The organism is Thermus amyloliquefaciens (assembly GCF_000744885.1).
Taxonomy (GTDB): Bacteria; Deinococcota; Deinococci; order Deinococcales; family Thermaceae; genus Thermus; species Thermus amyloliquefaciens.
In genome coordinates, this window is the sequence record NZ_JQMV01000003.1 from 1,714,540 (window position 1) to 1,741,164 (window position 26,625).

Annotated in this window: 29 protein-coding genes; 16 read left to right on the forward strand and 13 right to left on the reverse strand. The window is 68.4% G+C overall.

The genetic code is table 11. The features are described from left to right. Positions 1–39: 39 nt before the first annotated feature. A complete protein-coding gene (locus BS74_RS09195) occupies positions 40–1,689 on the reverse strand; it encodes a CTP synthase (protein ID WP_038058184.1) in 1,650 nt (549 codons plus the stop codon). Positions 1,690–1,814: 125 nt separating this feature from the next. On the opposite strand from BS74_RS09195, the gene rplM reads away from it, so the two are divergent. Beyond that, positions 1,815–2,246 (forward strand): 50S ribosomal protein L13, encoded by a 432-nt coding sequence (gene rplM, locus BS74_RS09200; protein ID WP_038058185.1) that lies wholly within the window; start codon positions 1,815–1,817, stop codon positions 2,244–2,246. Beyond that, positions 2,246–2,632, forward strand: a complete 387-nt coding sequence (gene rpsI, locus BS74_RS09205) for a 30S ribosomal protein S9 (protein WP_038058186.1) — start codon at positions 2,246–2,248, stop codon at positions 2,630–2,632. Before rplM ends, rpsI begins: the two co-directional genes overlap by 1 nt. Here the strand turns inward: rpsI and BS74_RS09210 are convergent. The 8 genes from BS74_RS09210 to BS74_RS09245 all read right to left on the reverse strand — a co-directional run bounded on the left by BS74_RS09210 (position 2,629) and on the right by BS74_RS09245 (position 13,550). After that, complete coding sequence (locus BS74_RS09210; protein ID WP_038058187.1) at positions 2,629–5,337, reverse strand: UvrD-helicase domain-containing protein; 2,709 nt, start codon at positions 5,335–5,337, stop codon at positions 2,629–2,631. The genes rpsI and BS74_RS09210 overlap by 4 nt on opposite strands. Next, complete coding sequence (locus BS74_RS09215) at positions 5,334–7,544, reverse strand: PD-(D/E)XK nuclease family protein (protein WP_038058188.1); 2,211 nt, start codon at positions 7,542–7,544, stop codon at positions 5,334–5,336. Before BS74_RS09215 ends, BS74_RS09210 begins: the two co-directional genes overlap by 4 nt. A gap of 99 nt (positions 7,545–7,643) precedes the next feature. Next, positions 7,644–8,111, reverse strand: a complete 468-nt coding sequence (locus BS74_RS09220; protein WP_038058189.1) for a hypothetical protein — start codon at positions 8,109–8,111, stop codon at positions 7,644–7,646. Between the two features lie 203 nt (positions 8,112–8,314). Continuing rightward, positions 8,315–8,896, reverse strand: a complete 582-nt coding sequence (locus BS74_RS09225) for a hypothetical protein (RefSeq protein ID WP_038058190.1) — start codon at positions 8,894–8,896, stop codon at positions 8,315–8,317. A gap of 23 nt (positions 8,897–8,919) precedes the next feature. Further along, positions 8,920–10,224, reverse strand: a complete 1,305-nt coding sequence (locus BS74_RS09230) for a sensor histidine kinase (RefSeq protein WP_038058191.1) — start codon at positions 10,222–10,224, stop codon at positions 8,920–8,922. Continuing rightward, on the reverse strand, positions 10,199–10,843 hold the full coding sequence (locus tag BS74_RS09235) for a response regulator transcription factor (RefSeq protein ID WP_038059124.1): 645 nt from the start codon (positions 10,841–10,843) through the stop codon (positions 10,199–10,201). Before BS74_RS09235 ends, BS74_RS09230 begins: the two co-directional genes overlap by 26 nt. Beyond that, a complete protein-coding gene (locus tag BS74_RS09240) occupies positions 10,840–12,795 on the reverse strand; it encodes a protein kinase domain-containing protein (RefSeq protein ID WP_038058193.1) in 1,956 nt (651 codons plus the stop codon). The genes BS74_RS09235 and BS74_RS09240 overlap by 4 nt, the downstream gene beginning before the upstream one ends. After that, positions 12,795–13,550: a PP2C family protein-serine/threonine phosphatase gene (locus tag BS74_RS09245; RefSeq protein ID WP_038058194.1), complete on the reverse strand. Its 756-nt coding sequence runs from the start codon at positions 13,548–13,550 to the stop codon at positions 12,795–12,797. The genes BS74_RS09240 and BS74_RS09245 overlap by 1 nt, the downstream gene beginning before the upstream one ends. A gap of 23 nt (positions 13,551–13,573) precedes the next feature. Here BS74_RS09245 and BS74_RS09250 point away from each other — a divergent pair, with 23 nt between their 5' ends. Then, positions 13,574–15,319, forward strand: coding sequence for a hypothetical protein (locus tag BS74_RS09250; RefSeq protein WP_038058195.1), 1,746 nt, complete (start codon positions 13,574–13,576; stop codon positions 15,317–15,319). 41 nt (positions 15,320–15,360) lie between these two features. Then, on the forward strand, positions 15,361–16,566 hold the full coding sequence (locus tag BS74_RS09255) for an MFS transporter (RefSeq protein ID WP_038058196.1): 1,206 nt from the start codon (positions 15,361–15,363) through the stop codon (positions 16,564–16,566). Between the two features lie 17 nt (positions 16,567–16,583). On the opposite strand, the gene hemB is transcribed toward BS74_RS09255, so the two are convergent. Next, on the reverse strand, positions 16,584–17,564 hold the full coding sequence (hemB, locus tag BS74_RS09260; protein WP_038058197.1) for a porphobilinogen synthase: 981 nt from the start codon (positions 17,562–17,564) through the stop codon (positions 16,584–16,586). A 30-nt stretch (positions 17,565–17,594) separates the two neighbouring features. Between hemB and BS74_RS09265 the strand changes: the two genes are divergently transcribed. From BS74_RS09265 to BS74_RS09290, 6 genes are read left to right on the forward strand one after another with little or no spacing between them, the layout of a single operon-like run. Then, entirely contained in the window at positions 17,595–17,912 is a 318-nt protein-coding gene (locus BS74_RS09265) for a YbaB/EbfC family nucleoid-associated protein (protein ID WP_038058198.1), read from the forward strand. Positions 17,913–17,959: 47 nt separating this feature from the next. Beyond that, a complete protein-coding gene (gene recR, locus BS74_RS09270) occupies positions 17,960–18,544 on the forward strand; it encodes a recombination mediator RecR (protein ID WP_038058199.1) in 585 nt (194 codons plus the stop codon). A 17-nt stretch (positions 18,545–18,561) separates the two neighbouring features. After that, positions 18,562–18,960, forward strand: coding sequence for a roadblock/LC7 domain-containing protein (locus BS74_RS09275; RefSeq protein ID WP_038058201.1), 399 nt, complete (start codon positions 18,562–18,564; stop codon positions 18,958–18,960). Continuing rightward, positions 18,948–19,277 carry a roadblock/LC7 domain-containing protein gene (locus BS74_RS09280; protein ID WP_038058202.1) on the forward strand — a complete coding sequence of 110 codons (330 nt, stop codon included), beginning with the start codon at positions 18,948–18,950 and terminating at the stop codon, positions 19,275–19,277. Before BS74_RS09275 ends, BS74_RS09280 begins: the two co-directional genes overlap by 13 nt. 17 nt (positions 19,278–19,294) lie before the next feature. Beyond that, positions 19,295–19,654 (forward strand): roadblock/LC7 domain-containing protein, encoded by a 360-nt coding sequence (locus BS74_RS09285; protein WP_038059125.1) that lies wholly within the window; start codon positions 19,295–19,297, stop codon positions 19,652–19,654. 12 nt (positions 19,655–19,666) lie between these two features. Then, complete coding sequence (locus BS74_RS09290) at positions 19,667–19,933, forward strand: DUF3467 domain-containing protein (RefSeq protein WP_038058203.1); 267 nt, start codon at positions 19,667–19,669, stop codon at positions 19,931–19,933. 14 nt (positions 19,934–19,947) lie between these two features. On the opposite strand, the gene BS74_RS09295 is transcribed toward BS74_RS09290, so the two are convergent. After that, the gene (locus BS74_RS09295) at positions 19,948–21,756 is read right to left on the reverse strand and encodes a S9 family peptidase (protein WP_038058204.1); all 1,809 of its coding nucleotides are present in this window, start codon (positions 21,754–21,756) and stop codon (positions 19,948–19,950) included. A gap of 75 nt (positions 21,757–21,831) precedes the next feature. Between BS74_RS09295 and BS74_RS09300 the strand changes: the two genes are divergently transcribed. From BS74_RS09300 to BS74_RS09315, 4 genes are read left to right on the forward strand one after another with little or no spacing between them, the layout of a single operon-like run. Beyond that, a complete protein-coding gene (locus BS74_RS09300; protein WP_038058205.1) occupies positions 21,832–22,560 on the forward strand; it encodes a Nif3-like dinuclear metal center hexameric protein in 729 nt (242 codons plus the stop codon). Next, positions 22,557–23,174, forward strand: coding sequence for a dTMP kinase (gene tmk, locus BS74_RS09305; protein WP_038058206.1), 618 nt, complete (start codon positions 22,557–22,559; stop codon positions 23,172–23,174). Before BS74_RS09300 ends, tmk begins: the two co-directional genes overlap by 4 nt. A 7-nt stretch (positions 23,175–23,181) precedes the next feature. Beyond that, positions 23,182–23,649 carry a DUF192 domain-containing protein gene (locus BS74_RS09310; protein ID WP_185747718.1) on the forward strand — a complete coding sequence of 156 codons (468 nt, stop codon included), beginning with the start codon at positions 23,182–23,184 and terminating at the stop codon, positions 23,647–23,649. Beyond that, positions 23,649–24,098: a DUF192 domain-containing protein gene (locus BS74_RS09315; protein WP_038058208.1), complete on the forward strand. Its 450-nt coding sequence runs from the start codon at positions 23,649–23,651 to the stop codon at positions 24,096–24,098. Before BS74_RS09310 ends, BS74_RS09315 begins: the two co-directional genes overlap by 1 nt. Here the strand turns inward: BS74_RS09315 and BS74_RS09320 are convergent. Then, a complete protein-coding gene (locus tag BS74_RS09320; RefSeq protein ID WP_038058210.1) occupies positions 24,095–25,030 on the reverse strand; it encodes a prohibitin family protein in 936 nt (311 codons plus the stop codon). The two genes, BS74_RS09315 and BS74_RS09320, sit on opposite strands and share 4 nt — an antisense overlap. Before the next feature lie 51 nt (positions 25,031–25,081). After that, positions 25,082–25,303, reverse strand: coding sequence for an FmdB family zinc ribbon protein (locus tag BS74_RS09325; RefSeq protein ID WP_038058211.1), 222 nt, complete (start codon positions 25,301–25,303; stop codon positions 25,082–25,084). Positions 25,304–25,378: 75 nt separating this feature from the next. Between BS74_RS09325 and BS74_RS09330 the strand changes: the two genes are divergently transcribed. Further along, positions 25,379–25,900: a 5-formyltetrahydrofolate cyclo-ligase gene (locus BS74_RS09330; protein ID WP_038058213.1), complete on the forward strand. Its 522-nt coding sequence runs from the start codon at positions 25,379–25,381 to the stop codon at positions 25,898–25,900. A gap of 38 nt (positions 25,901–25,938) precedes the next feature. Continuing rightward, positions 25,939–26,547, forward strand: coding sequence for an HAD family hydrolase (locus tag BS74_RS09335; protein WP_038058214.1), 609 nt, complete (start codon positions 25,939–25,941; stop codon positions 26,545–26,547). Positions 26,548–26,625: the final 78 nt, after the last annotated feature.

The following is a 26,625-nucleotide window of genomic DNA, read 5'->3' on the forward strand; positions in this document are numbered from 1 at the left end:
CGCCCTTCTTCCCTTGCGGCAACCTCCACGCAGCGGCTCTTAGAGCCCAGCGTACCTCAAGGCCGCCTCCACGAAGCCCGCGAAGGGAGGCGAGGGGCGCATGGGGCGGCTCTTGAACTCCGGGTGGCTCTGGAGGCCCAGGAAGAAGGGGTGGTCCTTGAGCTCAATGGCCTCCACCAGCCCCGCCCCCCGGCCCCGCATGCCCGGGGTGGTGGCGGAGATGACCAAGCCCGCCCGCTCCAGGCCGTCCACGTAGAGGGGGTTCACCTCGTAGCGGTGGCGGTGGCGTTCCAGGACCTCCTCCTTCCCGTAGAGGCGGTGGAGGAGGGTGCCGGGGCGGATGCGCATGGGCCAGTCCCCCAGGCGCATGGTGCCCCCCAGGCCCTCCACCTCCAGCTGCTCGGGCATGAGGTCAATGACCGGGTGGGGGGTATAGGGGTCAAACTCCGTGGAGTTGGCCCCCGAAAGCCCCGCCACGTTCCGGGCAAACTCAATGACCGCAATCTGCAGGCCCAAGCAGATGCCCAGGTAGGGGATCTTGCGCTCCCTGGCGTACTGGGCCGCCCGCACCTTGCCCTCGATGCCCCGCACCCCAAAGCCCCCCGGGACCAGGATGCCCGCCACGTCCCGGAAGGCCTCCTCCAGGTCCCCCCCCTCCAGGGCCTCGGCATCCACCCACTTCACCTCTACCCGGGCCCGGTTCTTGATGCCCGCGTGCTTCAGGGCCTCGAGGAGGGAAAGGTAGGCGTCCGGCATCTTCACGTACTTCCCGGCGATGGCGATCCGCACCGTGCGCTCGGGGTGCTTGAGGACCCGCACCGCCTCTTGCCAGAAGGAGAGGTTGGGGAAGACGGGCTCGAGGCCCAAGGCCCTTTCCACCGCCCGGCCCAGGCCCTGCTCCTCCAGGAGGAGGGGCACCTCGTAGAGGTGCTCCACGTTGGGGCTAGAGAAGACGTGCCCCGGGCGCACGTTGGTGAAAAGGGCCACCTTCTTGCGCACCTCCTCCGGCACCGGCTTCACCGAGCGCAGGACCACGGCGTCCGGCTGGATGCCCACGCTCCTCAGCGTGGCCACGGAGTGCTGGGTGGGCTTGGTCTTGAACTCCTCGCTGGTCTCCAGGTAGGGGACCAGGGTGAGGTGGATGTAGAAGGTGTTGGCCTCCCCCTCGTCAAAGCGGAACTGGCGGATGGCCTCCAGGAAGGGCAGGCTTTCCATGTCCCCCACCGTGCCCCCCACCTCCACCACCACCACCTCGGCCTCCTGCTCCCCCGCCACCTTGCGGATGCGCTCCTTGATCTCGTCGGTGATGTGGGGGATCACCTGCACCGTCTGGGAGAGGTACTCCCCCCGGCGCTCCTTCTGGATGACGGAAAGGTAGATCTGGCCCGTGGTGAGGTTGTTGCCCCGGGAGAGGTCCAGATCCAAGAAACGCTCGTAGTGGCCGATGTCCAGATCGGTTTCCGCCCCGTCGGCGGTGACGAAGACCTCCCCGTGCTCGTAGGGGCGCATGGTGCCCGCGTCCACGTTCACGTAGGGGTCAATCTTGATGGCCGTGACCCGGTAGCCCCGGGCCCGGAAGAGGGCCCCCAGGGAGGAGGTGAGGATGCCCTTCCCCAGGCTGGACACCACACCCCCGGTCACGAACACGTACTTTCTCGGCCTTGGCCTGCTCTCGGAAACCCCGTTCACGGGACCTTAGCCTACCACATCTGGCAAAAGGGGCTAGGGTTATGGTAGAGTTTTCTTTGGCGTTCTTGCGGGGTCCCCCGATCCCCCGGCAAGAACAGGGTGTATCGCTAAGGAGGGCCCTGGAAATGCAGCCCAAGACGTACGTGCCGGAAAAGATTGAACCCCGGTGGGTTCTCATTGACGCCGAGGGCAAGACCCTGGGGCGGCTCGCCACCCAGATCGCCACCCTCCTCCGGGGCAAGCATCGCCCCGACTGGACGCCCAACATGGCCATGGGCGACTTCGTGGTGGTGGTGAACGCCGACAAGATCCGCCTCACGGGCAAGAAGCTGAAGCAGAAGATCTACACCCGGTATAGCGGCTACCAGGGGGGGCTTAAGGAGATCCCCGCGGAGAAGATGCTGGCCACCCACCCCGAGAGGGTGCTGGAGCACGCGGTGAAGGGCATGCTCCCCAAGGGGCCCTTGGGCCGGAGGCTCTTTAGGCGCCTCAAGGTCTACGCCGGCCCCACCCACCCCCATCAGGCCCAGAAGCCGGTGAAGCTGGAGGTCAAGTGATGGAGCAGTACTACGGCACCGGAAGGCGTAAGGAGGCGGTGGCTCGGGTTTTCCTCCGGCCCGGTAGCGGCAAGATCACCGTGAACGGCCAGGACTTCCAAGACTATTTCCAGGGTCTGGTGCGGGCGGTGGCGGCCCTGGAGCCCCTTAGGGTGGTGGACGCCCTGGGGCGCTTTGACGCCTACATCACCGTGCGGGGGGGCGGCAAGAGCGGCCAGGTGGACGCCATCAAGCTGGGGGTGGCCCGGGCCCTTCTCCGCTACAACCCCGACTACCGCGCCAAGCTCAAGCCCTTGGGCTTCCTCACCCGGGACGCCCGCGTGGTGGAGCGCAAGAAGTACGGCAAGCACAAGGCCCGCCGCGCACCCCAGTACTCCAAGCGCTAGGGCAGACCTCCCTGGACCCCCGGGGGCACCTCCCCGGGGGTCTTCCCCTCTTCCAGCTCCCGGAGGGCCTCCCGCAGCTCCTCGGGGGTAAAGGGGTGCACCCTTTGCGGGCGCAGGTACACGAGCCGGGCCTCGGCCTCCACCCCCCAGGCCCGGCGGACGGCCTCCCAGTAGAGGGCGAGCTGGAGGCGGTAGGCCTCGGGGCGCACCTCCCGGTCGGTCTTGTAGTCGTCCAGGTACCACCGCCCCCCCACCCGGTAAAGGCGGTCCAGCACCCCGTACCAGACGGTGCCGGAAAGGGGCAGGACCAGGGGAAGCTCGGCGTGGTCCTCCTCCCGGGCCTCGAGGGGCGGAAGCGCCCTCCCCAGCATGCCCCGGTGGTTCCGAAGGAGGAGGCGCACCTCGGCCAGGAGGCGCGCCCGCTCCCCCTCGGCGAAGGGCAGGGCCACCTCCTGCAGGAGGAGGGCCCCCATGGCCCCCTCGTCCTCCGGGTCCAGGTTCCGGGCCAGGGCGTAGTGCACCAGGGTGCCCAGGGCCCGGGCGAACTTCGGCAACACCTCCCCCTCCATGGCCTCGGCCAGGGGCAAGGGCTCCCCTTCCGCCTTGCGGTGGGCGCTGGGGGAATACACCGGGGGAAAGGGCTTGGGTGCCAAGGCCAAGGAGGCGTAAGGGGCGGGAGGGGGCAGAACCCCAGGCCCCGGGGAAGGGGGCGGCAAGGCGCCCCCTGAGGGGTGGAGCCGCACCCGGGGATCCCGGGAGTCCGGACCCAGGCCCAAGTCCATGAGGGCCTTGGCCCAAGGGCCCGGGTGGGCCGAGCTGCTCCCCGTGAGCAAAAGGACATCCCGGGCCCGGGAAAGGGCCACGTAAAGAAGCCTCAAGGCCTCCTCCTCCGCCGCCTCCTTCAGGGCCTGCCTCACCTGGGGATAGGCCGGGGTGCCCCTCAGGGCCACCTCCCCCCCAAGCCCCACCAAAAGGGGCTCCTCCCGGGAGAACTCCCCCCGGGAAAGGTCAAAGACCCCCACCACCGGCCATTCCAGCCCCTTGGCGGCGTGGACGGTGAGGACGTTCACCCCCTCGCTCCCCTCGGGAAGCTCGGCGGCCTCGGGATCCTGCGCCCGCGCCCTTAGCCACTCCAAAAGGGCCTCAAGATCAGGGAAGCGCTCGGAGGCGGCCAGAAGAAGCAGGGTGTCCAGGTTGGTGCGGGCTCTGGCGGAAAGCCGCTTGAGGAAAGTCTCGTCCCGCACCAGGGTCTTGAGGGCCTCGAGGGGCCGCTTCCCCGCCAGCTCCCTCAGCCAGCCCAGGCGGCCCTTCACCTCCGGGGGCAGGTGGTCCAGGGGGTTGGGCTGCCGAAGGGCCTCCTCCACCTGCCCCAGGTCCAGGCCCAGGAAAGGACCCCGGAGGAAGGCCAAGAGGGAAAGGCGTTCCTCCGGGGAAAAGGGCCCCTCCAAAAGGGCCACCTTCAGGGCATGGTACACGTCCCGCACCTCTGGCCGCCTAAAGAAGCTGCGCCCCCTGCGGATCCCATACGGCACCCCGAGGGCGCGGAAAGCCCGCTCCAGGTGGGGAAGGCTGCTGCGGCTTCGCACCAAGACCGCCATATCCCCAAAAGCGTAGCCCTCCTCCCTGAGGGCCAGAAGCCTGCGGGCCAGCACCCCCGCCTCCTCCTCCCGCTTCGCCTCCAGCTGCCCCTCCCCCACCACCCAGTGAACCTCCACACGCCCTTCCCCCTCGCGCCGGGGCTGCACCTGCACCCCTTCCGGACCCGGGAAGAACTTCTCCACAAAGGCGTTTAAAAAGGCGGCCAGCCCCGGGGCGTGGCGGAAGGTCTCCCCCAAAAGACGCACCTCGGCCCTCGCCAAGGCCTGGCGGAAAACCTCCACCCGGGCGTTGCGGAAAAGGTAGATGGACTGCTTGGGGTCCCCCACGGCCACCACCCTGGCCCCCGCCTCCTCCAGGGCCTGGAAAAACCGCGCCTGCAAGGGGTTTACATCCTGGTACTCGTCCAGGAAGATATGGGGAAACCGCTCCACCACCCGCTTAACCGCCTGGGGGTTTTCCAGGAGGCGGAGGGCGTGGGCCTCCAGGTCCGAGGGCCCCAAGAGGTCCAGGGTGCGCGCCCGATACCTCCTGAGGGCCTCTTGGAAAAGGGCCCAGACCCCCTCCGCCCCCGGTAAGGGCGTGAAGGCCGTCGCCAGGGAGCGCTTCTTGTACAGGCCCTGCAGGGCGTCCAGAAGCTCCCCCTCCTGCCCGGGGTCCAGGCCCTTTAGGTAGAGGAGGCTCCGGGCTTCCTCCAGGAAAAGGGCCTCGGCAAGGAACTCGTCCAAGACGTTGAAGTCGGGGTCCAGGGAGAGGAAGGGGGCGGTGTGGCGGAGGGCCTCCGCCATGAAGCCGTGGATGGTGGTGAAAAGGGCGCCATAGAGTTCCCGCTGGGCCAAGTGCCAATGCATGGAGGGTGCCGCCATGGGCAGGGAAGCGGGGCGATGCCCAAAGCCTTTCTGGGGTCCCGGGGCACTTATCCCCGCCTCCCCGTCCCCAAGGGCCCTCACCTCCTCCAGGATGCGTTCCCTGAGCTCCTCCGCCGCCTTGCGGGTAAAGGTGAGGGCGGCCATGCGCCTTAGGGGTACCCCCTGGCGCAGGAGGGCGAAAAGCTCCTGCACCAGGGTGTGGGTCTTCCCCGTGCCCGCCGAGGCCACGTAGAGCCTCACACGTCCTCCTTTCGGCAGAGGTCCTGAAGGCCGCAGGTGAAGCAGTGGGGGCCAGGCCGTGGGGAAAACCCCCCCATCCCCCAGCGGCGGAGGGCCTCGTCCACCTGCGGGCGCACCTCCTCCACCTGAGGGAGCCTCTCGCCCCTTCGGTAGGGGTTCTTGCGGTATGGGCGGGGCTCCCCCAGAAAGGCCCAGGTCCAGAGGTAAACCTCCCTAACCTCTTCCCTCTGCAAGAAGGCCCAAAGGGCATACCACTCCGTCCAGCGGTGCCGGGGGCCCAGGTCCGGATCCTTCCCTGGGGGAAGGAGGCGGTAAAGGTGGACCACCCGGCCCCCCTCTTCCCGGCGCACCCCGTCCAGGCGCAGGGCGAACCTCTTCCCCGGCCAACGCACCCAAAAGCTCATGGCCTGAAGGAGGTCCTCATGGGCCTTGAGCCAAGGGCCCACCCGTGGGTCGGCCAGGAGCCTGTCCCACCCCTCGGGCAGGAGGTGCCAGCCCAAGGCCCCATCCTCCGCCCGGAGGGGGAAGCGCTCCAGGTAAGCCCGGAAGGGGCACTCCCCGTGGCGGCGGAGCACCTCCAGGTGGGCGGGGGGGGCGCTGGAGGTGGGCAAAGGGGCGGCAAAGGGCTCCTCCGGCAGGGCCTCGAGGCGGCTTGCCGGGGGCAAGGGCTCGGGCCTCACCCCCCGCTCCAGGGGCGCGTGGGCCCCTGAGGGCCCCGCCTCTGGGTAGAGCAGGAAGACCTCCTCCCCCCGGGTGGACACCTCCTCCCAAAAAAGGGGGTCAAGGCCCTTGAGGCGCCGGGGTAGCCCCTTCAGGAAACCCCTTTCCCTAAGCTCCTCCAGGAGGAAGTAGTCCTCCCGCTCCCGCAAGCTGTACCGCCCCGCCACCCAGTCCAGCACATAAGCCCTTCTCGCCCGGATACCCAGGGCCCTTAAGGGGGGAAGCAGGGCCACCCCCCGGTTGGGCTCCGGGGGAAGGCTTTCGTCCAGCAAAAGGCTCCGCCACCAGGCCAAAGGGTTTCCCGCATCCGCCCTTAAGGCCAGGCGGAGGCGGAGGAGAAAGGGCTCCTTGGCCGAAACCCCAAGCCGCTCCAGGACCTCCTCCTCCCAGGCCAAGGGGTCGGGCCCCGGGGTGCGGAGCTCCTGGAAGGCCCTCCATTCCTCGCCAAGCCCCTCCCGCTCCGCCAAGGCCCCCAAGGCCTCCTCCCCCACCAGGCCCAGCCTCAAGGCCTTCCTCCCCAAGGCGGCAAACCCCAGGGCCAAGAGGTCCCGCCCCGTGGGGAAGGGGTTCAAAAGGGCCAAAACCCGCTCTCCCTCCTCGGTCTCCCCCAGGGCCCTCTCCCGGCCGTCGTAAAGGGGGAGGCCGTACTCGTCCTTGAGGAGGAGGAGCCCCCCGATGCGCTCCTCCGGGGCCACCACCAGCACCTCCCAAGGGTCCAGCCCCTCCCCGCCCATCTCCCTTGGGGCCAGGGCCCGCTTCAAGGCCCTGAGGAGATGGCGGGTTTCCTCCACGGGGTTGGCCAGGGCCCAGACCTCCTTCCTGACGGGCCTAGGGGGAAGCTCCCGCCAGGGCTCCAGCCCCTCGGGAAGGAGCTCCAGGGTGAGAAGGACGGGCACCTCCCGGGCCAGGCGCCTTAGGAAGCGCAGGTCCAAAGGCCCCACCTCCCGGAAGCCGTCCACCACCACCAGATCCGGCCTGGGAAAGAGGCGAAGGGGCGCGCGGCCCGCCCGGTGGCGGACGTCGTCGTAGTCCAGCGCCTTTCCCTTCAGGCGCTCGTAGGTGAGGTAGACCCGCCTGAGCCGCCCCGCCTCCCCCTCCTTGGGCAGGGCGAAGGGGGAGAGGCCATAGCGCTTGAGTTCCGCAATGGCCCGGGCGAAAAGCCGGGCCTCCCCCGGGGCGATCCCCTCCCCCTGGAGGCTCCTCAAGGCCTCCCCCACCAGGGCCACCCTTCCCGCCCCGGGAAGCAAGGGGCCAAGCCGGCCCGCCTCGGCCAGGACCCGGTAGTAGAGGGCCTGGAAGGACAAAAACTCCAGGCCCAGCACCGCCCCCTGGGCCCCGAACAGGCGGTACACGTAGGCCCTTTGGTGGGGCAAGCCCACCCAGTAGACCCTTCCCCTCCGCCCCAAGACCTCCAAGGCCCATTCCCGGGCCAAGGTGGTCTTCCCCGAGGCAGGGGGGCCCAGGAGGGGATAGAGGCCGGGCTTCATACGGGGACAGTTTAAAACCCAAGGGGCTTTGGGCCTAAACGGGGCTAGGCGACCCAGGGGCAAAGGCCCTGCCCAAGCGCGCAGGCCACCCCGGGGCACCTAAGGGGCACGCTGGGAGGGGTCCGGGTATGGAAGGGCGTTCCCGGGAGGGAGGGGCAAGGGGGTGAGGTCCAGGCCTAGGCGCAACACCCCCACCACCCGCCCCCGGTGGAGGACGAAGCAACGGTACTCCCCCGGCAGGGCCACCACCCGCCGGGCCAGGGAAAGCTCCTGCAGAAAGAAAAAGGGGCGCATCCGCACGGGCTTTCCCCGGATGGGGCCCATGTGGGGCATGGGCCTACCCCCCTCGAGGGCCAAGAGGAGGAGGGGGCTCTCCTTGGCCGCCCTGCCCAGGACCAGGACCAGGGTATCCCCTTCCCGGTAGAGGGCCTGGACCTCGAGGGTCCGCACCACCGCAAAGCACCGCTCCCGCACCTCCTCCGGGGGAGGGCCTAAACCCCAGGGGCCTTCCTCCCCCCGGGCCCAGCCCCCGAGGGCCAGAAGGAGGAAGACCCCAAGCCACCGCATCCTTCCCAGTTTGACCGATCTGGCCTTAGGCCCTTTCTCGCCCATACCCGCCCCGGGATGGGGCTTAACGGGGTCCCCACCCTGGCTTGGCCAGGGTGGGGTTAAGTACCCCGCCGGGGCTTACGCCACGACGGGGACCCCAGAAAGGCTTTGGGCATCGCCCTTCTTCCCTGCCTATGGCGGCAACCTCCACCCATCGGCACTTAGAAGCCCCGCTCCGCCGAGATCAGGGCCAAGGCCGCCCGGGCCAGCAGGAAGGCCCGGTCAGGCTCCTTGGAAAGCCTATTCTTGGCCTCGGCCACCAGGTCCTTCACCAGGCTGTCCTGGGCCCGGTAGTAGGCCAGTTCCTTCTCCGCCCGGTCCACCGCCGCTTGGGCCCCTTGGGCCAGCCTGGCCTGGGGGGCTACCGCGCGGGGAGGCTGGCCCATGGCGCCCCTATCCCACCGCCCATGCCCCCAACCATGGTGCAGGCCCATCCCCATGCGGGGAGCGGCAGGCACCTTTGCCCGCACCTGGAGCTCCCCTTGGGCCGCCCGGAAGAGGAGGAGGGCCGCCTGGGCCTCACGGGCCGCCTTGAAGTAGGCCTTGGCCTCGTAGCTCTTCTCCGCCCGGGCCTTCACCTCCTTGGCCCAGGTGAGGAACTTCTCCTCACCCGTGGCGGTTTGCGCCACCGCCTGGAGCCGGGCCAAGGCCGCCGAGGCCACCGCCGCCTGCCGGTAGTCCACCCCTTGGGCCAGGGAAAGGCCCGCCAAAAGGAACATCACGCCCAACAACCCTTTGCGCATACCCTCACCTCCAAGGAATCAGGCTAGCCCCCCTTCCCAAAGGGCGCACCGGGGGAAACCTTAAGGGAAGCCAAAGGCAGGTAGAGCCCCACCGCCGCCCCGCCCCGGTTCTCCACCCTCGCCCTGCCCCCGTGGGCCCGGGCCACCGCCGCCACCAGGGCCAGGCCCAAGCCCGTGCCCTTCCCCCCGTGCACGAAGGGTTCCAGGGCCCGGGGCAGGAGGGCCTCGGGGAAGCCGGGGCCGGCGTCCACCAGCCAGAGCCAGACCCCTTCCCCCTCGCGGTGGAGCTCGGCCCGCACGGGGGGTTTTCCGTGGCGACGGGCGTTTTCCAGGATGTTCTCCACCGCCAAAGCCAGAAGCTCCGGGTCGGCCAGGACCACCCCTTCCCCCGCCACCGCCACCCCCCGCTCCTCCAGGAAGGCCCTAAGGTCCAGGGGCCTGGGGCTTAGGGGGGAGGCCTCGAGGCGGGAAAGCCGGAGGAGGCCCGAAAGGAGGGCCTCCATGCGCTCCGCCTCCCGCCAAGCCCCCTCCAGGGCCCTTGGCTCGGGGACCCGCCGGAGCACCTCCAGGTACCCCTTTAGGGCGGTGAGGGGGGTGCGGAGCTCGTGGGAGGCGTGGCGGGCGAAGCGGCGGGCCGCCTCCTCCTTCTGCGAAAGCTCCCGCAAAAGCCCCTCCACCTGGGCCAGGCGGCGGTTCAGGGCCTCCACCAGGGGCCGGAGCTCCCGGAGGCCAGGGTCGGGCAGGGGGCTGAGGTCCTCGGGGGGACGGAGGGCAAGGAGGCGGGCCAGGCCCTCCAGGGGCCGGAGGGCCAGGGAGAGGCCCAAAGCAAAGAGGAGGAAGACCCCAAGGAGCACCCCCCCGCCCCAGGTGGCGTACAGCCCCAGAAGCCGCCGCCCAAGCCCCGCAACCCCTTCCAAGGGCACCGCCAGCCCAAAGCCCCCACCCGCCTGGGGCAGGGCCACGTACAGCGTCCCCCGCCACACCCCTTGGTAAGCCCGCCCCTCCGCCAAAAGCGCGGGGAGGTCCGGGGGCAGGGGGGGCGGGGGCTCCTCGGTGAAGGCCACACCCCCCTCCCCCACCACGAACCCCGTCCCGCCCCCGTAGACCTGGGCCAGGCGGAAAAGCTCCAAGAGGAGGGCTTCCTCCTCCCTCGGGCCCTCCTCCCCTAGGAGGTAAAGCCGGGTGAAGAGGGCCCTCCGCAGGTCCTCGCTGGCCGCCCGTTCCGCCTCCTTGGCGGAGAGGAAGGCCAAGGGAAAGGCCAGGGCCAGAAGGGCCAGGAAGAGGAGGAGGAAAAGCCTCCCCCTAAGGGAGGAAAAGGCGGTAGCCATGGCCGCGCACCGTCTGGATGGGATTGGGCTCCCCCAGGGCCTTCCTCAGGAGGGAAAGGTGCACCTCCAAGGTGGCGGGCTCCACCTCCTCCCCCCAGACCCGGAGCATCAGGGCCCCCTTGGGGATCACCTCCTCCGGGGCCTCCAAAAAGGCCTTCAGGAGCAGGAAGGCCTTGGGGGAAAGCTCCAGGCGCCTCTCCCCCCGGTAGGCCTCCATGCGCTTGGGGTAGAGGCGGAGGTCCTTGTAGGCCAGCACCTCCTCCTTGCGGTGGACCCGGCGGTGGAGGGCCTCGAGGCGGGCCAGAAGCTCGGAGAGGCTGTAGGGCTTCACCAGGTAGTCGTCCGCCCCCTCCTTCAGGCCCTTCACCCGCCACTCCACCGCATCCAAAGCGGTGAGCATCAGCACGGGCACCTCCGAGCGGGCGCGGATATCCTTAAGCAGGGAAAAGCCATCCCTTTCGGGCAGGAGCACGTCCAAGACCACCACCTCCGCCCAGGAGAGGAGGTCCAAGGCCTCCTTTGGGCTTTCCGTGGCCCTGACCTCGTGCCCCTCGAGGGAAAGCCCCAGCTCCAAGGCCTCCCGCACCCCTGGGTCGTCCTCCACCAGAAGCACCCTCATGCCGGGTTCCGCCAAAGGGAGAGGCTCCGCACCGGGGCGTACGCCTCCAAAGGCGGCAGGGCCTCCCCGGTCTTCAGGTCTATGCGGTGGATGCGGCTCGCCCCGCGCCGGGCGGCGTAGAGGATGCCCCCGAAGGGCAAAAGCTCCACCAGGCTCATCCGGTCCTCCCCTTCCAAAAGGGGTAGGGCATAGGAGGCGAGGAGGGACCCGGCCAGATCCACCACCCGCACCTTGGCCGCCTCCACATCGTAGAGGTAAAGCCTCTCCCCTTCCACCCCCACCCCGCCCAGGAGCCTGAGCTCCTCGCTCTCCTTAGAGCGGCGGAAGGCATAGCGGGATAAATAGCGGCCATCCAAGGAAAGGCGCTGCACCTGCCGGTTTCCATAATCCAGCACGAAGAGAAACCCGGAAGAAGCCACCAGGCCCTTGGGATCCTGGAAGGTGCCCCGCCCCATCCCTTGGCCACCAAAGCGCTCCTGGTACCTCCCCTTTAAGTCCAGCCGGCTCACCGTGGCGGTCTCCGAGTCCAAAACGAAAAGGCTACCGTCAGCCACCGCCAGGGCCACGGGGAAGAGGAACTCCCCCGGCTTCATGCCATAGGGCCCGGTGGAAAGGAGCAACTCCCCTTCCGGGGAAAACCGGTGAAGGAGCTTGGCCCCATGTTCAAACACCGAGATCCAGATGCCCCCCTCCCCATCCGCGGCCACGGAAAGGGGAGGGGCCGGGAAGAAGCCTGGGCCCGAGCCGATGCCGGAAATGAGCCGAGCCGCGGTGCCGGAAAGGTCCAGAAGCCGCACCGTGCCCTTTTTGGCCTCCACCCCCACCAGGAGGTAGAAGGGATGGGGCAAGCCCTTTTCCTCCTCCCAGGAACCGGAGAGGACCTGGATCACCTCGTCCAAGGAAGGCCGCTTGGCTGGGTCCTTCTCCAGCATCTTCAAAACCAGGTCAGAGAGAACCTGGGGGATCTGGGGGTTGAGCTGCTTGGGAGGGGTGGGCACCTGGAAGATCTGCTGGTGGATCACGGTCTCGTACCCCCCGGTGAAGGGGGGCTGGCCGGTTAGGGCCTCGTAGAGGACGATGCCCAGGGAGTAGATGTCCGAGCGGTGGTCCAGCTTCTGCCCCTTAGCCTGTTCGGGGCTCATGTAAACCGGGGTGCCGATCCGGGCCCCGGTGATGGTGAGGCGGGTGAGGACCTTGCCGGCGGCGATGCCGAAATCCATGAGGCGCACCCCCCGGGGGTCCACCCCGTCCTCCCTTAGGGCCCCCTTGAGGACCATGATGTTGCCCGGCTTGATGTCCCGGTGGACGATGCCCTGGGCGTGGATGTGCCTGAGGGCGTCCGCCACCCGGGCCAGGATGGCCGCCGCCTGCCTAAGGGAAAGGCGCCTTTCCTCAATGAGCTTGTCCAGCCCTTCCCCTTCCAGGAACTCCATGGCGATGAAGTGCACCCCATCCACCTGGCCGTGGTCGTAGACCTTGACGATGTTGGGGTGGTCCATCTTGGCCAAGACCTCCGCCTCCCGGTGGAAGCGGCGCACAAAGCGGGGGTCACCCACAAAGCGCTCCTGGGGCACCTTGAGGGCCACCAGGCGGCCCGTTTTCTTGTCCTTGGCCTTGTAGACGGTGGCCATGCCCCCCACCCCCACCTTCTCCAGGATCTCGTACTGCTTTCCCAGAGCCCGGGCCTCCTCGGTGGTTTTGGAGGCGGTGGAGGCCCGGGCCTGGGTACGGGGGCGCCTTGGGGCCCGCCGCCGGGAACCCAGGTAGACCCTAGGTGCCGCCATGACCCCCAGGCCCAGGAGAAGCCAGGGGAAAACCGCCTCCGCCCGTACCCCCGTAGCCCAGGCGGCCCCCGAGAGGAAGGCCAGGAGGAACCAAAGGGGCCAAGGGAAGAGGCGTGAGGCCAAGGCGGCGGTAAGGAGCACCAGGAGAAAAGCCAATAGCCCCTGCATCACTCCACCCGTAAGGCGATGGCGGTCACGTTATCGTCCCCGCCCCGGCGCAAGGCCTCGGCCAGGAGGCCCTCGAGGCTCCCCTGCAGGTCCTTCCCCAAGACCCACTCCTCCTCAGGGACCAGGCCGTAGAGCCCATCCGTGACCAAAAGCACCCCTTCCCCTGGGGCGAGGCGCACCTCCCTCAGGTCAAAGCGGGCCTCGGGCAGACCCAAGGCCCGGGTGAGGATGTTGCGGTAGGGATGGCGCTCCGCCTCGGTGGGGGTGAGAACCCCCTCCCTCACGCGCTCCGCCACCCAGGAGTGGTCCTCGGTGAGCCGTTTCAGCCCCCTGGGGGTGAGGTGGTAAGCCCGGGAATCCCCGATATGCCCCACCACCCCCTCCTTGAGCCAGTCCGCATAGAGAAAGGCGGTGAGGGTGGTGCCCATACCCCTTTTCCCCAACCTTTCCGCCTCCTTCTCCACCCGCCTGGCCGCCAGGGTAAAGGCCTTTTCCATCACCTTGGCCAGGCCCACCGCCGGCCGGCCCCCCTTCAGGTGGTCGGCGTAGGCCCGCACCGCCTCGGAAAGGGCCTCTATGGCCACCTTGCTGGCCCATTCCCCCGCCTCCATCCCCCCCATGCCGTCGGCCACCGCCAGGAGGAAAAGGTGGCCCTGGGGAACCTCCAGGCGCATGACCCGGTGGAAATCCTCGTTGTTCTGGCGGCGGCCCACGTGGGAAACCGCAGCCACCGTGTAACGGGGGGCAAGGCGCATCGGACCCATTATAGGATGAAGGGGTGGAGCACCTGGCCGACCTGGTGGACCTCTACGAGTACCGGGTGGAGGACCTGGTGGCAGGGCGCACCCCCAAGGGGGGCAGGAAGGCCCTCCTGGCCCTCCGGGCCTTCCTGATCCAGTCCCGTCTGCCTGGCGCCCTGGCCAAACGCTTCCGCCAGGCGGATGCCCGCTTTAGGGCCCTGCGGCAAGGCCAAAACCCTCCCCCACCCCCGGAGGCCCTGCCCCTGGACCTTCCCATCGCGATCCCCGAAGCCCAAGAGGAACCCGGGCAGGATGCCTCCCCCTTGCGGGCCCTCGCCCTAAAGGTCTGGCGCCTTCTCACCGTCCGGGAGGTCAAGGCCCGGGCCAAGGAGTTTCTCGCCGGCAGGCGGGAGGAACTCCGGCTCATCCATGCCTTTTTGCAGAACTACCTGGACTACCGGGAGAAGGAAACCTTCAAGCGGGATTTCAACCTCTCCCGCTTCCATCCCACCCACCCCATCCCCTCCCTCTCCGACAGCCTCGTGGACCTCGAGGACCCCAAGGTGGCCGAGGCCCTGGTGCTGGAGTTTTTGGAAACCGCCCTGCGCATTCCCCAGGACCTCCCCTTGCCCCCCGAGGAAACCCGCACCTACATCCGCCGCTTCCTGAACCGCATCCTGGAATGGGAGGAAGCCTTCGGCCTCCCCCCCAAGCGGGACCTCCTCTCCTTGAAAAAGGCCCTGGAGGAGGCCAAGCACCTGGGGGCCAGCGCCCAGGAGATCGCCCGGCTGGAGGAGCGCCTGAGGAAGGAAGCCCAGGAGGAAAGGCGGCGGGCACTTCTCCTGGAGGAGGAAAGGCGCCGTTTCCACGTGGCCCTGGAAAAGGTGCTGGCCCTGCTTCAGCTCCTCCCCACACCCCAGGGGGAGACCCCCTGGCCCAAGGTCCCCGAGCCCGGCCAGGGGGAGGAAAGCCTCCTCACCCTCCCCTTGAAGCCCGGCCGGATCACCCTGGGCCCCCTTACCCTCACCCTAAGCCAGGTGGAGGGGAACTGGCACCTGGGCATGGCGGGGGAGGACCGCATCCTGGAGGACACCCTGGTGATCCCCTGGGAGGACCTGGAGGTCCTGGCGGTGCGGGAGGGAGGGCTCCTTCACCTCCGCCTCGAGGCCCGAAGCGGGCTTCGGCTCTACGAGCTCCTCTCCGAGGGGCGGGTGCTGACCCTCCTCCTGGACCCCGCCCAAGACTATGCCCACCTGCGCCTCTTGCGGGCCCTCTCCGCCCGCCTCAAGGGGGAGTTCACCCCCCAGGCCTTCGGCCCCGAGCTCTCGGAAAAGTACCGGCAAGCCCCCCCTGAGGCGCTTCAGGACTTTGCCCGTAAGGTTTTGGAACTCGCCACCAGACGCCTGGGGGCCGCCGACCCCGCCCCCCTCCTCCAGGAGGTGGGCCAGGCCCTGGGACGGGAGCGGGAAGCCCTGGCGTTGGCCTCCGCCCTAAGGGAGTACCTGGGCCGCCGCCCCCCCACCCGGGAAACCCTCGGGGGGGAGGTGCACCTCCTTTCCCTCGGCGCCGAACCCCTGGCCCTCAAGGTGGGGGCCACCGTCCTTTACGTACGCCCCAGGAACGCCCCCGCGGAAGACCCCCTGGGGGATGCCCTCTATGTGGGCCAGGCGGGCGAGATGCCGCGCCGCCTTAAGGACCTCCTGGTCTACCGCCTCCCGGAGGGAACCGTGGTCCTGGCCCGGGAGGGAAGGCGGCTGGCCTATCTGGTGTTGGATAAACCTTGATATGAAAAGGCTCTTGGTATACTCCTGGACAAGGGGGTTTTATGAAAACCTTGCGGCACAAGGCCTTCGCCCGCCTGATCCTTTCCTACCTGGTTTCCCAGGCGGGGAGCAAGGTACACCGGGTAGCCCTTCTGGTCCTCGTCTACCTGCTCACGGAAAAGGCCCTATGGGTCTCCTTGGTCCTGGGGGCGCAGCTTCTGGGCACGGTGGTCTTCTCCCCCCTGCTTTCCGCCTGGGCCGACACCCAGGACCGCAAGCGCCTTCTCGTCTGGTCGGATCTCCTGCGGGCTCCCCTGGTGGCCCTTATCCCCCTCCTGGGGGCCAAAAGCCTTCCCGTCCTCCTCCTTTTGGTCTTCCTGATTGAGCTTTTGCGGGACCTGCACGACCCCATCCAGAACGCCGTGGTCCCCGACCTGGTGCCCAAGGAGGAGGTGGATGAGGCCAACAGCCTGGTCCTCCTGGCAGACCGGCTTTCCGAGGTGCTCTTCGTGGGGGTGGCGGGGGTGTTGGTGGCGGCGGTGGGACCGGCCTTCGCCTTCTATCTGGATGCGGCCACCTACCTGGTCTCGGGGCTCATCCTGATGGGGCTTCCCTCCCTCAAGCCCCAAAGGCTTCCCAAGGCCGGCTTCTTCGCCCGGGTGAAGGAGGGGATCGGCCACCTGGCAAGCCATCCCGCCCTCCGCCGGGCGGTGGGCACCCTGTTCGCGGCCGCCGCCTTCGGCTCCGTGGAGACCGCCCTTGGGGTGGTCCTGGCCATCAAGTGGCTGGGGGTGGGTTCGGCGGGCTTCGGTTTCATGGAGGCGGCCATGGCCCTGGGGGCCATCCTGGGGGGCCTCGCCCTCCCCTACCTCCTAAGGCGCATCCCCAGGGAAAGGCTCTTCCTCTTGGGCCTTTTGCTCTTTGGGATCGTGGAGGCCTCCATCGGGGCCTTCCCCGTCTTCGCCTGGGTGCTCCCGGCCTTCTTCATCAGCGGCTTCCTCAACATGGCCTTCATCGTCCCCGCCCGCTCCATCCTGCAGCTCAACACCCCCCAGGAGATGCGGGGGCGGATCTTCGCCGCCTTCGGGGCGGTGATGAACGCCGCCGTCCTGCTGGGCACCATGTGGGGCGGGGCCCTGGAGGGTTCCCTCGGGGCCCCTGGGGTTTTCCTCCTGGCCGGCAGCCTGGTGAGCCTGGCCGCCCTCTACACCCTCCTCACCGGAGGCATCCCCGCCCCCCGGGAGGCCCACAAGACCCAGGAGGCCTAAGCGCCAGGGGGGGATGCTCAAGCCTCCTGCAACCAGCGGGCCGCATCCAGGGCATAATAGGTGAGGATCCCCTGGGCCCCGGCCCGCCTAAGGGCGTAAAGGCTTTCCAGAACCGCCCTCCTTTCCTCCAGCCAGCCCCTTTGGCTGGCCGCCTTCAGCATGGCGTACTCCCCGGAGACCTGGTAGGCGAAAAGGGGCTTGGCGAAGCGGCCCTTGAGGGCGGCGAGCACGTCCAGGTAGGGCAGGGCGGGCTTGACCATGAGCATATCGGCCCCCTCGAGGTCATCCAGCCCCGCCTCCCTCAGGGCGTCCCAAAGGCCCGCCTTCGGGTCCATCTGGTAGCCTGTGCGGTCCCCAAACTGGGGGGCGCTCCCCGCCGCCTCCCGGAAGGGGCCATAGAAGGCGGAGGCGTACTTCACCGCATAGGAGAGGATGGGCACGTGGGCGAACCCCCCCTGGTCCAAGGCCTCCCGTATGGCCCTGACCTGCCCGTCCATCATGGCGCTGGGGGCCACCACGTCCGCCCCCGCCTGGGCCTGGGAGAGGGCGGTCCTGGCCAGGAGCTCCAGGGTGGCGTCGTTGTCCACGTAAAACCCCAGGGGGCCTTCCCGCACCACCCCGCAGTGGCCGTGGTCCGTGTACTCGCAAAGGCAGGTATCGGCCACCACCAGAAGCCCGGGGAACTCCCGCTTCAAAAGGCGGATGGCCCTCTGGACAATCCCCTCCTCCGCGTAGGCCCCATGCCCCAGGGGATCCTTCTCCCCCTCGGGCAACACCCCAAAGAGGATCACCCCGCCTAGGCCTGCCCTAAGGACCTCCTCCCCCAGCCGGGGAAGCTGAGCCAGGGGATACCGGAAAACCCCGGGCATGGAGGGAACCTCCTCCGGCTCCCCTCCCTCCTTCACAAAGACCGGCAGGATCAGGTGCCGGGGGGAAAGCTCCACCTCCGCCACCAAGGGCCTTAGAAGGGGCGAACGCAGCCTTCTTGGGCGCTCCATGCCTTCCACTATACTCAGGGAGGAGGGAGCATGAACCTGCAGAAGCTCTTGAAGGAAGCGCAAAAAGCCCAGAAGAAGGCCGCCGAGATCCAGGAGCGGCTGGAAACCATGACCGTGGTGGGCACGGCCCAGAACCTGGTGGAGGTGGAGGCCAACGGCCACGGCAAGATCCTGGCGGTCCGCCTGAAACCCGAGGTGCTAACGAGCTTCCAGGACGACCTCGAGGGCCTGGAGGACCTCCTTCTGGTGGCCATCCAGGACGCCCAGCGGAAGGCCCACGAGCTTTCGGAAAAGGAGATGGCCCGGGAGCTGGGGGGCGTGGGGCAGATGCTGGGCAAGCTTTTCTGAAGCCCCGCCAGGGCTAGCCCCCTGGCGGGGGCCCCGGGAAAGAACCCATGAAGTACCCTGAAAGCCTCCTGAAGTTGGCCCGCGCCCTTTCCCGCCTGCCCGGGATCGGCCCCAAGACCGCCCAGAGGCTTTCCCTCCACCTGGCCTTCCACCGGGAGGAGGCCGAGGAGCTGGAAAGGGCCTTGGCTGGCCTCGAGACCTTGGGCGTCTGCCGGATCTGCGGGAACCTGGCGGAAGGGGAGGTCTGCGCCATCTGCCAGGACGAAGCCCGGGACCGCTCGGTGATCGCCGTGGTGGAGACGGTCTCCGACCTCTACGCCCTGGAGCGGAGCGGGGAGTTCCACGGGCTTTACCACGTGCTGGGGGGATCCCTAAACCCCCTGGAGGGGGTGGGGCCCAGGGAGCTCAACCTGGAAAGCCTTTGGGCCAGGCTTTCTGGGGTGGAGGAGGTGGTCCTGGCCACCTCCATGACCGTGGAGGGGGAGGCCACCGCCCTCTTCCTGGCGGAGGAGCTCAAGCGGCGGGGGATCAGGACCAGCCGCCTGGCCTACGGCCTCCCCGTGGGGGGAAGCCTGGAGTACGTGGACGAGGTCACCTTAGGCCGGGCCCTGGAGGGTAGGAAACCCCTCTAGGCGCTGGGGAAGGGGGTATGGAGGAGCTTTTGCAACACCTCCTGGACCAGGTGGAAGGCGCCTTTGCCGCCGCCATCGGGACCCTGGACGGGCTCTTGGTGGAAGGGGCCAGGCGCAGGCGGGTGGACCTCGAGGCGGCCGTGGCCGAACATGCCGCCCTTCTGCGCCAGGCCAAGGCCGCCTACGCGGGAAGCCTGGGCACCCCTAGGGTGCAGGAACTCCTGGTGGGAGGCCACCCCGTGGTAGGCTATGCCCACGTGGTGCGCAGGGCAGGTCCAAACCCTCAGCGAGGCACGGGCCCAGAGGAACTCTTCCTCCTCCTCCTCATGGGGCCGGATGCCAACCTGGGCCAGGCACGCTGGCAGACGGCCAAGGCCGCGGGGAAGCTGGCGGAGGTGGCAGGATGGCTTACCTAGAGAGCCTAGGGCCCTTTGGCGTCAAGCGGGCGGTGCTCACGGGCCTGGACGGCCTGGTCATCGAGGCCTTAGGCCGGGGCCACCCCCCGGCCGAGGTCCTGGCGGCGGAGCTGGCCTCCCTGGTGCGGCATATGACGCCCTTGGCGGAGGCCCTTTCCGGGGAGGTGCGCCGGTTTACCCTGGCCACGGACACCCACGAGATCCTGGCCCTACGGGTAGGGGAGTACATCCTGGGGGCGGTGGTGGAGCGGGGCATGGACCGCAAGGCCATCGGCCAGGAGCTTTCCCGCATCGCCCTTAGGGTGCAAAACCTCTGAGCCATTAAGGAGGCATGGTGGAGGAAATCCTAAAAGAACTCCAGGCCACCAAGGGGGTGCGGGTGGCGGCCCTCCTCAGCGAGGACGGGTTCGTGGTGGAAGAGGTGAAGGAGATGGGGGCCCCCGAAGCCAGCCTTCTTTCCGCCCGGGCCGCCACGGCCTTGGGCACCGCCAAGGCCTTGGCCCAGACCCTGGGCCAGGAAGGGGTGGAGGAAGTCATGGTAGAGTATCCGGAAGGGGCCCTGCTTTTGGTGCCCCTTTCCGGCTACCACCTGCTCCTGCTCCTGGACAGCGTGCGAAGCCTGGGACGGGTGCGTCTGGCCTTGAAAAGGGCCGTTCCCAAGCTAGAGGTTCATCTGGGGCAGGGACCCCAATGAGGAGGCGCTTAGATGAGCGAGCTGAAGCTGGATATCCAAATCGATAAGGACATCGCCCTGGGCCGCTACACCAACCTGGCCCTCATCGCCCACACCAAGAACGAGTTCATCCTGGACTTCGCCCTGTTGCAGCCCCAAGGGGGGGCCATGGTGGTGAGCCGGGTCATCACCAGCCCGCAGCACGCCAAGGCCCTTCTCCGGAGCCTGGCGGAAAACGTGGCCCGGTACGAGGAAACCTTCGGCCCCATCCCCGAGCCGGTGGCGGAAAGCCAGGCCTAAGGGTTCGGGCCTTTCTAGAGGTTTTCCCGCCACCAGTCCAAGTAGGCCTTGAGCCGGGCCATCCGGCGGTCTGGCCTGCCGGAGCGGGAAAGCTCATGCCCCTCCTCGGGCACGCGGAAAAACCGGGTCTTGACTCCCAGGTGAAGGAGGGCGGTGTACCAGGTTTCCCCCTGGTCTATGGGGCAACGGTGGTCCTGCTCGGAGTGGACCACCAGGGTAGGGGTCCGTACCCGGTGGACCAGGCGCAGGGGGCTCTTCTCCCAGAGGACCTCCGGCCTCTCCCAAGGCTTGGCCAAAAGCTCCAGGAAGGTGAAGCGGGGGCCAATGTCGCTGGCCCCGAAGAAGCTCAGCCAGTTGCAGATGCTGCGGTCGGTGACCGCCGCCCGGAAGCGCTCGGGGTGGCGGGCGGTGAGCCAGTTCACCATGTACCCCCCATAGCTTCCCCCGGCCACCCCCACCCGGGCGGGGTCCAGGGGGAAGTGGGCCAGGACGTGGTCCAGGAAGCCCAAGAGGTCCTCCTCGTCCCTCTCCCCCCAAGCCCCCTCCAGGAGGGCGAAGTCCTGGCCGTAGCCCGTGGAGCCCCGCGGGTTGGCAAAGGCCACGGCATACCCCGCCTGGCGGAAGAGCTGGAACTCCAGGATGGGCGCCTGGCCGAAGGCGGTGTGGGGCCCCCCGTGGATGTAAAGGATGACCGGGTGGGGGCCCTCCCCCTCCGGAAGGAGCACCCAGCCCGGCACCCGGTGGCCCTGGGGGCTTTTCCACTCGGTGTAGACCGGCTCGGCCAAGGGTAGGGAAAGCCCCTCGTTGGGATCAAAGGTCCCCAGGGGCCCCTCGAGGCGGGCCGGGCGGGTAAAGTCCTCGGTGAGGAGGAAGAGGCCCCGCTCCGTAAGGGCAAAGGAGAGGACGCTTCCCCCTGCGGAAAGGGCCTCGGCCTCCCCCCCTAGCCCCACCCGGTAAAGCCTGCCCCTCCCCTCCTCCGTGCGCACCACATAGACCCCATCCCCGCCCCACCTGGGCCCCTGGGGGTGGGCGCCGTGGCGGAGGTCGGAGTTGAGGGAGTTCTGCAGGCTACCCTCCAGGATCACCCGGGCCTCCCCGCCCCGCAGGTGGTAAAGCCGGGCCTCCGTGCCCCCTCCCCGCTCAAAGGCGTGGCCCAGGAAGAAAAGCCCCTCCGGGCTCCATTCCAGGGCGAAGATGGGGCCAAAGCCCCCGTAGACCTTCTCCAAAGCGCCCTCCCTGAGGAGGTAGAGGGTGTCCTGCCCTTCCGCCTGGGCCCGGATGTCCTCCGGCATCACCAGGTAAAGCCCCTCGGGGGCGAAGACCATCTCCTTGGGGGCGGGGTAGCGGTCCAGCAGGAGCTCCTGCCTGCCCTCCCTAAGGGCGTAGAGGGCCACCTTCCCCTCGGGCAGAAGGCCCCGCCCGTCAAACTTGAAGGGCCACCCCTCGTAGACCCGGGGGCTTCCGGGCTTGAGCGCCTCCTTGAGGGCCAAGTAGACCACCTCGCCCGTAGGCCCCAGGGCGAAGTCCAAAACCCCAGGGGTTTCCGTAACCCGCTCCGCCTCCCCGCCCCTTACGTCCAGGCGGAAAAGCTCCTGGACCTCCCCCACCCTCCGCAGGAAGTAGATGTAAGGATGGGCGTAGCGGGGCTTTTTGGCCTCCTCCTGGGTGAGAAGGCGCAAGGTGCCGTCAAAAAGGGCGAGCCGGGAACGGTACCGGGGAGGATCCCCTTCCACGATATCCGTGAGAAGGAAGAGGGGAAAGCCTTCAGGACCAGGGGTCAGGTCCGAGAGGAAGCGGAGCTTAAGGAGGATTTCCGGTTCCATGCCCCCATGATACTGACCGGTCATTCGCCACGCCCCGCCTGGCATCCCCCGGCCGGGGTGGGTAAGCTAGGCCCCATGGACCGGGACGAGCTGGTGCGCTACCTGGACGCCTACCTGCGGATCAAGGACTTCCCCCAGGGCCCCTCCCTGAACGGCCTGCAGGTGGAGGGGAAGAGGGAGGTGCGCAAGGTGGGGGCGGCGGTGGACGCCGCCGAGGCCATCTTCCGGAAGGCCCTGGAGGAAGGGGTGGACTTCCTCCTGGTGCACCACGGCCTTTTCTGGGGCAGGCCCTTTGCCATCGTGGGCCACCACAAGCGCCGCCTGGAGCTCCTCCTCCAAGGAGGCATCAGCCTCTACGCCGCCCACCTCCCCTTAGACGCCCACCCTGAGGTGGGGAACAACCACGAGCTGGCCCGGGCCCTGGGCCTGGTGGAGCTGGAGCCCTTTGACGTGGGGGTGAAGGGGCGGTTCCCCCTGCCCACCCCCTTGGTCCAGGTGGCGGAGATGCTGGGCCAGCTCACCGGGATGCAACCCTTGGTCCACCAAGGGGGCAAGGGCCTGGTGGAAACCGTGACCCTGGTATCCGGGGGGGCGGCGAACCTCATCGGCCAGGTGGACACGGACCTCTTCATCACCGGGGAACCCAAGCACAGCGTCTTCCACGAGACCTTTGAGCGGGGGCTCAACGTCATCTACGCCGGCCACTACGACACCGAGGTCTTCGGGGTCAAGGCCCTGGCAAGGCACCTGGAGGCCCGCTTCGGCCTGCCCTGGGTCTTCCTGGACCACCCCACGGGGCTATGAAGGGCGTTTTCCTCACCCTCGAGGGCCTGGACGGCTCCGGCAAGACCACCCAGGCCCGGCTCCTGGCAGGGTTTCTGGAAGAACGGGGGATCCGGGTCCGCCTGACCCGGGAGCCCGGGGAAGGGCTTAGGGAGGTGCGGGACCTCCTCCTCAGGGGAGAGGCCCTTTCCCCGGAGGCGGAGTACCTCCTCTTCAGCGCCGACCGGGCGGAACATGTGCGCAAGGTCATCCTCCCCGCCCTGGAGGAAGGCCTCTGGGTCATATCCGACCGCTACCTGGACTCCAGCCTGGCCTACCAGGGGTATGGGCACGGGCTTCCCCTCCCCTGGCTTTTGCAGGTGGCCGGGAGGGCCACCCTGGGCCTTAAGCCCCACCTCACCTTCCTCCTGGACCTCTCCCCGGAGGAGGCCCTAAAGCGGGTGGCCACGCCAGACCGCCTGGAAAGGATGGGGCTGGCGTTCTTTAGGCGGGTCAGGGAAGGCTACCTGAGGCTGGCGGAGGCGGAGCCCGGGCGCTTCCGGGTGGTGGACGCCACCCGGCCGGTGGCGGAGGTGCAAGGGGCCATCCGGTCCAGCCTCCTCCCCCTCTTCGGGGAAAGCCCCCATCTGCCATAATGGCCCCATGGGCCCTTCTTTCGCCCGGTGGCTGGCCCCCTTGGTCCTGGGGCTTGCGGCCCTCGCCCAGGGCTTAACCTTCCCCAAGAGCACCCTTTACGTGGAGCAAGGGGGAAAACGCCACACCCTGAGGGTGGAGGTGGCCGACACCCCCGAGCGCCAGGCCCAGGGGCTCATGTTCCGCAAGGCCCTGGCAGAGGACGAAGGCATGGTCTTCCTCTTCCCCACCCCCACCCACGGGGGCTTCTGGATGAAAAACACCCTCATTCCCCTCTCCATCGCCTTCTTTGACCGGCAGGGGGTCATCCTGCGCATCCTGGACATGGAACCCTGCCGGGCGGACCCCTGCCCCGTCTACTACCCCCTGGTGGTCTACCAGGGCGCCCTCGAGGTCAACCAAGGCTGGTTCGCCCGGCGCGGCCTCACCCCCGGGGCCCGGGTGGGGGGCGAGGCCCTCAAGCTCTGGCCCAGATAGTGGACCGCAACCCCCTTTTCCCCCTGGTAGCCTTCGCCCTCCTGGTGGCGCTTTCGGTCTTCTCCTTCATGGGATACCTCCTGGCGGTGCGAAGGTGGCAAACCCCCCCTCCCCCGCAACGGGTGGTGGTGGAGACGCAAAAAGGCCCCCGCACCCTCCAGGCGCGGCTGGCCCGCACCCCGGAGGCCTGGGCCCGGGGCCTTGGCGTGCGGAACGAGCCCCTCGAGGCCCTCCTCTACCTCTTCCCCCAGGCCACCGACGCCCCCTTTAGCACCGCAGGCTACCGTTTTCCCGTGACCCTGGCCTTTCTGGACGCCCAGGGCCAGGTGCTGAAGGTAATCCGTTTGGAACCCGACAGAACCTACGCCCCCGGCCTTGCCTACCGGGGGGTGCTGGAGGTGCGGGAGGGGGTTTTAGACCTCTCCCCGGGGGACCGGGTCCTGCCCTAGCGGCCCTGTCCGCCGCCCTGCAGGCCCCTGAGGTCCAGGAGGAAGTTCCCCGTGCTGGGCACGAAGACCGTCTGCACCCCAGGGGCCAGCTTCTCGGCGAAGGTGAGCTGAACCACCTCGGGGGCGTTCTTCAGGGCCCGGCCGCGAAGCTCTATGGCCTTGGCCTCCCCCTCCGCCCGCAGGATGGCGGCGTCCCGCTCCCCCTGGGCCTCGATCACCCGCCTTTGGGCGGCGATCTCCGCCTGCTTGCGGCGGTTGATCTCGATCTGGACCTGCTGCTCCGCGGTCTGCTTCTCCTCGATCACCTTGGCCACGCTCTCCGGGATGCGGATCTCCCTGAGGAGCACGGAGACCAGCTCAATGTGGTACTGGCGGAGGGTTTCCTCGAGGCCCTGGATCACCGAGGTCTCCAGGGCCGTGCGCTGGGTGCTGATGAGTTCCGCGGCGTTGTACTGCCCCACGGCGTCCCGCACCTTGGAGCGCACCTGGGGCACGATCAGGGTTTCCAGGTAGCCGGGCCCCACCTCCTGGTGCAGCCTGGGGGCCTGGTCCTTGAGGATGCGGTATTGCACCGTGACGTCCACCCCGATCTCCAAACCCTCCTTGGAACGGGCGCGGATGGAGGTGTCCGCCCGGCGCTCCCCCTCATGGGGCGCGGACAGGGTCACCTCCTTCACCCGGGCGTCGTAGAGGATCACCTGCTGCACCCCCGGAAGCACGAAGTGAACCCCCTCCTGCAAAGGGGTGGGTTGCACCCCCCGGAGCACGTTGAAGACCACCCCCACGTGTCCGGCGGGGACCACCACGAAGCTGTTGGCCAGCACCAGGAGCAGTACGCCCGCCCCCAGGAGGGGAAGGGCGTACGCCCGTTTGGGGGTTAAGAACACCGCCACCCCCAGGAGGACGAGCACCAAGGCCGCTAGGTTCAGCATGAAAAAAGTATAAGGCCCAAGGCCTTGGCCTCGGGCCCGGTGGCTTTCCCCTTACTCCTTGGACTCCGAACCCTCGGACTTGGAACCGGAGTCCTTCTTGGCGTAGTCCTTCACGTGCCAGCCCGAACCCTTGAAGACGATGGCGGGCGGGGTGATCACCCGCTTCAAGGGTTCCCCGGTTTCCGGGTGCGCCTTGAGGGGCTCGTCGTGAAAGCCCTGCTCAAACTCGTAGTAGTTGCCCGTTTCCAGCCCCTTGTAGACGTAGACCGGCATACCTACCCTCCCGTTGGGCCATTCTGACACTCAAATGCCTTGAGTGTCAAGAGGGGCGAATGGTACCCTCCCTCCGTGGACAAGCCCACCCTGCGCCGCCGCTGCCTACGCCTCTGGCGGACCCTGGACCGGGAGCGCCTTTCCCGGCAGGTGGCGGAAGCCCTGGTGCCCTGGCTGAAGCGCCGGGGCTTCCAGGCGATCCTCCTTTACCATCCCCTGCCCCACGAGCTGAACCTCCTTCCCCTCACCCAGCTTTACCCTGCCCACTACTACCTGCCCAAGGTGGCCGACCTGGGGCTCACGGTACACCCCCTGGGCCCCTTGGCCCCCGGGCCCTTCGGCCTCCTGGAACCCACCACCGAGGCGGTGGACCCTGCGGTGCTGGACCTGGTGGTGGTCCCCGGCCTGGCCTTTGACCGTGAGGGGTACCGTCTGGGGCACGGCAAGGGCTACTACGACCGCTTCCTGGCCTCGGTGCGGGCAGAGAGCGTGGGGGTGGTGCCCACGGCCCTGCTTTTCCCCCGTCTCCCCCACGACCCCTGGGACGTGCCCGTGGGCCACCTGGCCACGGAGGAGGGGGTGCATCGGGTCAGGTGACCCATGGGTCATGGGTACCGGGTGCTAGACTTGGCCCTATGCGGGGAGCGCTATTGGACCGGGACGGGGTCCTCCTCCTCATGGACGAGGAAGCCCTTTACAAGAAGGCCCTGGAGCTTTCCCTCCACGGGGCGGGACTGGAAAAGGCCCTGGCCGTCCTGGCCCAGGTGGTCCACCAGATCCACGAGGCGGTGCGCACCCTCAAGGTGCGCACCCTGGAGGAGGAGGTCCTTTTTTGGCGGGGCCTGGTGGCCCAAGCCTCCCGGGAACTCCACGTGCCCAAAGAGCGGCTCCTCCCCTTGCGCTACTACCACTTCCTGCGCAAGGCCCCCGGGGCGGAGGCCCTCCTTCGGCGCCTGAAAGCCCAAGGGCTCAAGGTGGGCGTCCTCTCCAACACCCTGCCAAGCCTGCGGGAGAGCCTGGCCCACCACGGCTTGGACCGGTACGTGGACGGCTTCTTCGCCTCCTGCACCCTGGGGGTAGCCAAGCCGGACCCCAGGGCGTTCCAGATGGCCCTCGAGGGCCTGGGCCTACCCCCCCAGGAAACCCTTTACCTGGACGACGATCCAGAAAACGTGGAAGCGGCCCGCAGGCTGGGCCTGCGGGCCGAGGTCTATAGCCCTCACCAAAGGGCCGTGGGCAACTGAATCCGCACCAGTTTCCCGAGGGCTACCGTGAGGAGCCGGTCCGGGGCCTCCACACCTTGGCCACCGGTCGCACCGGCA

Bases quoted from the DNA above. Each gene is read 5' to 3' on its own strand.
- rplM (WP_038058185.1), top strand. From the start codon at position 1,815: ATGCAGCCCAAGACGTACGTGCCGGAAAAGATTGAACCCCGGTGGGTT.
- rpsI (WP_038058186.1), top strand. From the start codon at position 2,246: ATGGAGCAGTACTACGGCACCGGAAGGCGTAAGGAGGCGGTGGCTCGG.
- BS74_RS09215 (WP_038058188.1), bottom strand. From the start codon at position 7,544: ATGAAGCCCGGCCTCTATCCCCTCCTGGGCCCCCCTGCCTCGGGGAAG.
- BS74_RS09220 (WP_038058189.1), bottom strand. From the start codon at position 8,111: ATGCGGTGGCTTGGGGTCTTCCTCCTTCTGGCCCTCGGGGGCTGGGCC.
- BS74_RS09225 (WP_038058190.1), bottom strand. From the start codon at position 8,896: ATGCGCAAAGGGTTGTTGGGCGTGATGTTCCTTTTGGCGGGCCTTTCC.
- BS74_RS09230 (WP_038058191.1), bottom strand. From the start codon at position 10,224: ATGGCTACCGCCTTTTCCTCCCTTAGGGGGAGGCTTTTCCTCCTCCTC.
- BS74_RS09235 (WP_038059124.1), bottom strand. From the start codon at position 10,843: ATGAGGGTGCTTCTGGTGGAGGACGACCCAGGGGTGCGGGAGGCCTTG.
- BS74_RS09240 (WP_038058193.1), bottom strand. From the start codon at position 12,795: ATGCAGGGGCTATTGGCTTTTCTCCTGGTGCTCCTTACCGCCGCCTTG.
- BS74_RS09245 (WP_038058194.1), bottom strand. From the start codon at position 13,550: ATGCGCCTTGCCCCCCGTTACACGGTGGCTGCGGTTTCCCACGTGGGC.
- BS74_RS09255 (WP_038058196.1), top strand. From the start codon at position 15,361: ATGAAAACCTTGCGGCACAAGGCCTTCGCCCGCCTGATCCTTTCCTAC.
- hemB (WP_038058197.1), bottom strand. From the start codon at position 17,564: ATGGAGCGCCCAAGAAGGCTGCGTTCGCCCCTTCTAAGGCCCTTGGTG.
- BS74_RS09265 (WP_038058198.1), top strand. From the start codon at position 17,595: ATGAACCTGCAGAAGCTCTTGAAGGAAGCGCAAAAAGCCCAGAAGAAG.
- recR (WP_038058199.1), top strand. From the start codon at position 17,960: ATGAAGTACCCTGAAAGCCTCCTGAAGTTGGCCCGCGCCCTTTCCCGC.
- BS74_RS09275 (WP_038058201.1), top strand. From the start codon at position 18,562: ATGGAGGAGCTTTTGCAACACCTCCTGGACCAGGTGGAAGGCGCCTTT.
- BS74_RS09280 (WP_038058202.1), top strand. From the start codon at position 18,948: ATGGCTTACCTAGAGAGCCTAGGGCCCTTTGGCGTCAAGCGGGCGGTG.
- BS74_RS09290 (WP_038058203.1), top strand. From the start codon at position 19,667: ATGAGCGAGCTGAAGCTGGATATCCAAATCGATAAGGACATCGCCCTG.
- BS74_RS09295 (WP_038058204.1), bottom strand. From the start codon at position 21,756: ATGGAACCGGAAATCCTCCTTAAGCTCCGCTTCCTCTCGGACCTGACC.
- BS74_RS09300 (WP_038058205.1), top strand. From the start codon at position 21,832: ATGGACCGGGACGAGCTGGTGCGCTACCTGGACGCCTACCTGCGGATC.
- tmk (WP_038058206.1), top strand. From the start codon at position 22,557: ATGAAGGGCGTTTTCCTCACCCTCGAGGGCCTGGACGGCTCCGGCAAG.
- BS74_RS09310 (WP_185747718.1), top strand. From the start codon at position 23,182: ATGGGCCCTTCTTTCGCCCGGTGGCTGGCCCCCTTGGTCCTGGGGCTT.
- BS74_RS09320 (WP_038058210.1), bottom strand. From the start codon at position 25,030: ATGCTGAACCTAGCGGCCTTGGTGCTCGTCCTCCTGGGGGTGGCGGTG.
- BS74_RS09325 (WP_038058211.1), bottom strand. From the start codon at position 25,303: ATGCCGGTCTACGTCTACAAGGGGCTGGAAACGGGCAACTACTACGAG.
- BS74_RS09335 (WP_038058214.1), top strand. From the start codon at position 25,939: ATGCGGGGAGCGCTATTGGACCGGGACGGGGTCCTCCTCCTCATGGAC.